Consider the following 5,541-nt stretch of genomic DNA (forward strand, 5'->3'; position numbering starts at 1 on the left):
ATGAAAATTATGTCACTTTTATGATGAGAGATACTGATGGATTAGGGGTTATTATTAAATAAGGAAGTATATAAGTTATATACGCAGCTATTATTCCCCCTATTGTTAATGAAGATAATAACGGCAATTGTAAGAAAAATAAATTTAAAATCTGAAAATAGAAATGTCACATTAAATGTTTAAAAAAGACACCACTGGGTGTCTTTTTTATTTAGATGTAGAAAATGAAAATAAAAAATTCCCCAAGGCATGTTCATCTATCTAAAAAACACCTACTCCACATACCCCTTAAAATCCACTTCAGCAATCAACATACGTACTAATATAACTGTCGCGCTTAAAATTCTTTGATTCTTTTCATATACTCCTTATTTCCCCATAAAGAAGGATTTTCTCTCTCCCGTAATCCATTGCTGCAAGTCATCTTGGCTACGTCGGACAAGTCGATTTACTAAAACATCATGCCATACGTAATCCTCTAATAAGTATATATGAACGGGGTCATCTGTATAAAAAGCAATATTACGCTCTTCAAGTGATGGTCCATAAATCATCTCTTTAGAATCTATCGATACAATAAACCAATGTTCTGTAGACAAGGTCTCTGTATAAGGTGTTATGCGGTGGGCTTCTAGATTTTTAATGGGATTTTCAACATGCAGGGTAATACCTTGTATTGTAACTTTATCAGCTACTTCAGATAGATCTTCTTTTAACGCTTCATACATCTCATCCCACATTGAAATGACAATACGTCGTTCTGCTTTTTTTATTAATGCCTGACAATAGCTAATGATTGTTTTATTGTCTTTTAAAGTAATTACTCGATTATCCGTTTTTTCCTCAGAAGTTTCTAGTTTCTTTAATGAATCACTAATTCCTTCATAAGTAGACTGCCATTCTGATTGCGCCTTCTGTAAAAAGATTTCAACAGGTAGAGGTGAATAGCGGGTGGTGTCATTTATTTCTTCTTTCATGACAATTCCTTTTTCTACAAGGTTACCTAAAATCTCATAAATTCGCGCTCTTGGGACACCCGAATCTTTACTCACTTGATAGGCTGTGACAGGCCCCTGTTTAACAAGAGATACATAAGATTTAGCTTCATATTCATTGAAACCAATTTTTTTAAGCTGTTGCACTATGTAGTCCACTTTTTTCTTCCTCCGATGTTTGCTTTTATCCCGCTTTAACGGGCAGTAAGACTCCCACCTCAAAATTCAGCGGAAGCAAAGAAGTTAGGTGGGGGTCGGGCTGCCCGTAAAAGCCCGATTGGTTCAACTAATAATCAGTGGCCCCACTGATTAAAGTTTCACTTTATATTTTAACGTTACAATAACTCTTTACATTTAGCAAATTGGTAGTTACTATTATAATAGTGACTAAAGGGGGGCTACTAGTATGGATTTGTATTTAGACCCATCTATATTAATTATTTTGATTGTTTTTGGATTCGTAGCTGCATTTATTGATTCAGTTGTAGGTGGTGGTGGACTCATTGCTTTACCAGCTTTATTATTTACAGGACTGAATCCAGCAAGTGCAGTAGCTACGAATAAACTAGCGTCGACAATGGGAAGTGCAACTAGTAATATTGTGTTTTATCGTTCTGGTAATCTTGATTTGAAATCGGCGTTTAAATTAGTTCCGCTCACTTTCATAGGTTCCATAATAGGGGCATGGACCGTTCATTTAATGAATCCAGAAGTACTGAAGCCATTGATGTTGATTATGCTTGGTGCGGTCGCTATTTATACGATATTCAAAAAGGATTGGGGTAGTATTTCCACTCATAAGAAATTGTCTGGTCGACACGTCATTATTTTTACTTTCTTTGTTTTTGCTATTGGTTTTTATGATGGATTTCTAGGTCCTGGAACAGGCTCGTTTTTAATGTTTTCTCTTTTATTTATTGGATATGATTTTTTAAAAGCAGCAGGTAATGCGAAGCTTCTTAATTTAGGAAGTAATGTTGGTGCATTGTTGATGTTTATGTATGTAGGGCAAGTAAACTATGCATATGGTTTTATAATGGGGATTGCTCAAATTGCTGGAGGGATTGTTGGCTCCAAATTTGCTATAAAAAAAGGAAGCGGGTATGTTCGTGCCCTTTTCATTACAGTAACTTGTTTATTGTTAGCGAAAAATCTGTATGACTATATTCAGTAAGTAATTAAAGAACGTAGAAAAGGTCAAGTATGCAAACTACATCAAGTATAAGAAGATACTAAGGAGAGATTCCTTTTAACATTTTTTAGATGCTACCTTGTTTGAAGATAGCATCTAAAAAGAAAATCTAAGTGAAGAGAATGAAAATAATATAAACTCATATTTTTCTGGGGTATGTTTATTGATCATAGTGAAATGTTTATTCTATATTCTTCTTATAATTAGACCTCAACAAACTCTTAAAATCTAACTCAGCAATTAGCACACTCAACAATATAAGCGTAGCCCCTAAGTATCCTTTTCCTGTCAGCGTTTCACCTGTGAAGACGAAAGCAAAGCCTGCGGAAAAGACAGGTTCTAATGAGAAGATAAGTCCTGTATGTGTAGGCGTCGTGTATTGCTGGGCAATAACTTGCACGATGAATGCGACTGCGGTGCAAAATATGCTTAAGGCTAGAATGATGAGCCATGAGTTGGTTGTGCTAGGCAGTTTTGGCGTTTCGATAATGAATGAAAAAATAAGACTAAATAGGCCGACGAAGCCGAGTTGCACTACTCCAAGTGCAATGGAATTCACATGTTTCGTTACACTTCCAGTAATGATGACGTGGATCGCATAAAACAGTGCAGACAGTATGCAAAATATATCGCCGTTACCGATTTTGAATTCGCTCGTTAATGTTAATAAGCCGATTCCTATTATCGTTAAAATGATCCCTACTATCACTTTCTTTTCCGGAATGTGTTTTAAAAATATAGCTGATAATATTGGAATGAAAATGACTGTGAGACATAGTAGGAAACCAGCATTAGAAACACTCGTATACTTTGTACCGAAAGTCGCGAAAATGTAAACGATAAATAAGACAGAAGCGAGTATAAATGCATATTTTACAGTTTTAAAATCGATCTTAAATAAATGTTTGTAAAATATTAAACCTGATAAAAGAAAAGCGATAATAAATCGTAATGCGATTAAATTATATTCTTCTATGCCATCAAGTCCAAGTTTTGTAAGTAGGATGGATGCACCCAAAAAAAATGTAACTAGTAGTAACATTAAATCCGCTTTTAATTGTAGTTTCATTTCTATTCCCTCGTTATGTATAAATTTTATAAGCCCATACCCCTATCCCTATTGTTCATTTTAATATTAATTCTGAATATTTGTAACTTAAATTTATCGACGTTTTATTCCATAAAAAAGAGGCTGTTTATAAAACAGCCTCTATGTATCTGAAAATCCGAACCTTGACTAAAGATTATGTAGAATCTCCAATCCTTTTCTTGTTAAATGAATCCCAGCTCTACCTCTTTTTATTTCCACATACCCTTTCATTTTCAGGAAGTTCAACCGATGTCTTACCTGTGCCTCAGTTAATTTCATTTCGACTTCTTGGCTCTTTTCAGAAATAATTCTTCTTCCGATTGCTTTTCCTTTTTCTTCATAATTCATGATGAGCGTAAGGATGAAAAGGGATTCTTGGTCAATAGCGTTTGAACTTGAAGAAAAGGGTGTTATACTCTCGGCTTGGTCGCTATCTGTTTTCTTATGTGGAGGCTTTTGAAAATAATGTTGATTAGGCAAATCATTTTTTGTTATTTGGTTTCCGGTACGGACAGCAAGCATGTAATCTATCGTATTTTTAAGTTCTCTTACATTTCCGTACCATGGATATCCTTGCAGTTCTTCAATTAGTTCTTGTTCAATTTTGACTTTAGGGTCCGATAGCGCAACAAAATGTTTAGCTAATAATTCAATGTCATTTCGGCGCGCCCTTAATTCGGGAAGGTGTATAAAGAGTACTTTAAGCCGATGGTATAAGTCTTCTCTAAACATATTTTCTTGAATCATTTTCAGTAGATCCTTATTGGTTGCTGCAATAATTCGGACGTCTATCGGGATAATTTGGCTTCCGCCAACGCGCATGATCTCTTTTTCCTGCAATACTCGAAGGAGTCGTGCTTGAAGTTTCAGGCTAATATCTCCAATTTCATCTAAAAAAATAGTGCCACCATTTGCTTGTTCAAATAAACCCATTTTCCCACCTTTTTTTGCTCCGGTAAACGCTCCGTCTTCATAACCAAATAATTCACTCTCCACTAAATCATCCGATAAAGCACTGAAGTTAACAGCAAGAAAAGGGCCGCTATTTCGCTGGGAAGCGTTATGAATAGCACTTGCAAACAACTCTTTTCCGGTACCACTTTCACCCTCAATTAATACAGTTAAATCAGTCTTAGCTAACCTTTTGGCAATTTGTTTCGTGTCTTGGATCGTAGAGCTAATGCCAACGATGTTATGAAAATTGTATTTTGCTACATAACCTTTTTTGACAAATTCTTTTCTCAATTTCCGTTCAAATCCGATGGTCTTAAGGGCATTTCTAAAAGTAACAATAATCGATTGATCATTTATATGTAGGCGTTCCACTATTACATCCAAGCCGTTTACAACAAATATTCCGCTTTCTTGTTGCTTATCTGAAAGGATGAAGTTCACTAAATCGATATTATCAATAATGGCATCAATCGGATGACCAATAGCGTTTTTACTTTTTATTTTCAGCATGCTTTCTAAGAATTCATTAAAGACAACAATTCTTCCTTCATAATCAATAGCTAGTATGCCATCACCAACACCATCAATAACTTGATGAAGTTGTCGATGAGCTTTAGCTAAATTCTTTGTTAAATCTACTATTTTTCGATAGTATCTTTCAGAAACGTGGTTACCTGATTCCTCCATTAAATGAAATCGATCTAGAATGGACATGATTGTAGTAATATCTATTAATCTATGGCCAATATTAATTACTTTTTCTACAAAGTCAGGGATAATTTCAAGTTCGCCAGGTGTGATTGCGAGCTTGATCATTTGTATATTCGTTTTTCCAGGATAGTATGGGACATATTCAATATGGTTTAGGCCTAATTGACGCATCGTTTCAATTGATTCGTATACTGTTTCATGATTATCATTCACATATAGGGCTTGTGTTCCTTCTGGTAAAAATAAAAGCTGGTCTACGTTTTCATAATTTAATGTTCGTTTTGCTATGATTACTTCGCAGTTTTCCCCAATAAAGTCTTTCACCGTTTCTATCGTAAATGTATTCGGTAATACAATTAATGTAGAATGAAATACTTTTGGAATACTTTCTTCTATAGAAAAACTTTCGATATCTATGAGATCACCTACCATCTCCGTTAGTTGTTGATGTAGGGCTTTTCGTGTTTCTTTTAAAACGGTGATCAATACAATGTGGTTAGTTTCAAATTTGTTCATAGAGCACCTCTTTAGTTGAATGGAATTGGTCTAAAGTTGGTTATTAAATGGTTATTATGTAACCATTTAATAACCAATTATAA

General features: G+C 34.7%; 4 protein-coding genes. 1 reads left to right on the plus strand and 3 read right to left on the minus strand.

The genetic code is table 11. From position 1 onward, the window contains the following. Nucleotides 1-368: 368 nt before the first annotated feature. Nucleotides 369-1,154, minus strand: coding sequence for a TrmB family transcriptional regulator (locus ACQGS6_RS22120; RefSeq protein ID WP_426965616.1), 786 nt, complete (start codon nucleotides 1,152-1,154; stop codon nucleotides 369-371). A 247-nt stretch (nucleotides 1,155-1,401) separates the two neighbouring features. On the opposite strand from ACQGS6_RS22120, the gene ACQGS6_RS22125 reads away from it, so the two are divergent. After that, nucleotides 1,402-2,169, plus strand: coding sequence for a TSUP family transporter (locus ACQGS6_RS22125; protein WP_048656427.1), 768 nt, complete (start codon nucleotides 1,402-1,404; stop codon nucleotides 2,167-2,169). A gap of 199 nt (nucleotides 2,170-2,368) precedes the next feature. Here the strand turns inward: ACQGS6_RS22125 and ACQGS6_RS22130 are convergent, their stop codons facing one another. Both ACQGS6_RS22130 and ACQGS6_RS22135 read right to left on the minus strand, forming a co-directional pair. After that, nucleotides 2,369-3,256, minus strand: a complete 888-nt coding sequence (locus ACQGS6_RS22130) for a DMT family transporter (RefSeq protein ID WP_426965617.1) — start codon at nucleotides 3,254-3,256, stop codon at nucleotides 2,369-2,371. A gap of 168 nt (nucleotides 3,257-3,424) precedes the next feature. Next, nucleotides 3,425-5,458: a sigma 54-interacting transcriptional regulator gene (locus ACQGS6_RS22135; RefSeq protein WP_326318757.1), complete on the minus strand. Its 2,034-nt coding sequence runs from the start codon at nucleotides 5,456-5,458 to the stop codon at nucleotides 3,425-3,427. Nucleotides 5,459-5,541 lie beyond the last annotated feature (83 nt).

The sequence above is a fragment of the Bacillus sp. GMs2/2 genome (genome assembly GCF_050172095.1).
Taxonomy (GTDB): domain Bacteria; phylum Bacillota; class Bacilli; order Bacillales; family Bacillaceae_G; genus Bacillus_A; species Bacillus_A cereus.

What these genes read in the sequence shown, in the direction of transcription:
- ACQGS6_RS22125 (WP_048656427.1), top strand. Translation starts at nt 1,402, where the DNA reads ATGGATTTGTATTTAGACCCATCTATATTAATTATTTTGATTGTTTTT.
- ACQGS6_RS22130 (WP_426965617.1), bottom strand. Translation starts at nt 3,256, where the DNA reads ATGAAACTACAATTAAAAGCGGATTTAATGTTACTACTAGTTACATTT.
- ACQGS6_RS22135 (WP_326318757.1), bottom strand. Translation starts at nt 5,458, where the DNA reads ATGAACAAATTTGAAACTAACCACATTGTATTGATCACCGTTTTAAAA.